Below are 543 nucleotides of genomic sequence, written 5' to 3'. Positions count from 1 at the left end.
GAGGAACTGCTCGTACGCATCGGCGCTGCTGCGGAACAGTCGTTCGCTCTTCAGCGAGCCCAGGTCCAGGCGGTCCAGGAACGGGCGGTCACCCTGCGGCGAGGCGCCGCGCCCGCTGAGGAAGACATGGTTGCCGTCCTGGCGCACGACCTGAGCACCGGTGGGCAGGCGGGTGAAGACCAGGTTGCCGGGGTCGCCGTACAGCTCATCACTGGACATGTCCCACAGGAGGCGGCCTTCCTTCTTCGGCTGGTCCACATCGACGATGCGGGTCTGCACCCAGTGCCGGTTCTCGTCATTCTCGTACTGGAACGCCACGGCCGGATCGGCAGTCCATGCGTAGCCCTCGAAGCGCTGCGCGGTGCGGGCGATCTCCACCGGCTTGCCGTTGAACGGCGCCTTCAGCATCAGCACACGGTCGCGGTGCGGCACGCTGACCTTCCAGTCACCCTTGTCCAGCGCTTCGGCATAGACCAGGGTGGCCGGATCGGTGGCGCGCCAGTCGAAACCACGCGGGCCTTCCGGCACGCCGTGCACCGGAAC

1 protein-coding gene is annotated in these 543 nt (G+C 67.6%); it reads right to left on the bottom strand.

The annotated features are described in order from the left end of the window. A partial coding sequence (locus C9414_RS21005) for a hypothetical protein (protein WP_219909140.1) occupies positions 1–543 on the bottom strand: 543 nt, incomplete at both ends.

It is taken from the genome of Bacillus sp. Nf3 (assembly GCF_003028545.1).
GTDB classification, from domain to species: domain Bacteria; phylum Bacillota; class Bacilli; order Bacillales; family Bacillaceae; genus Bacillus; species Bacillus safensis.
The sequence above is the reverse complement of the archived record's forward strand: the minus strand, read 5'-3'. Positions and strand labels throughout refer to the sequence as shown.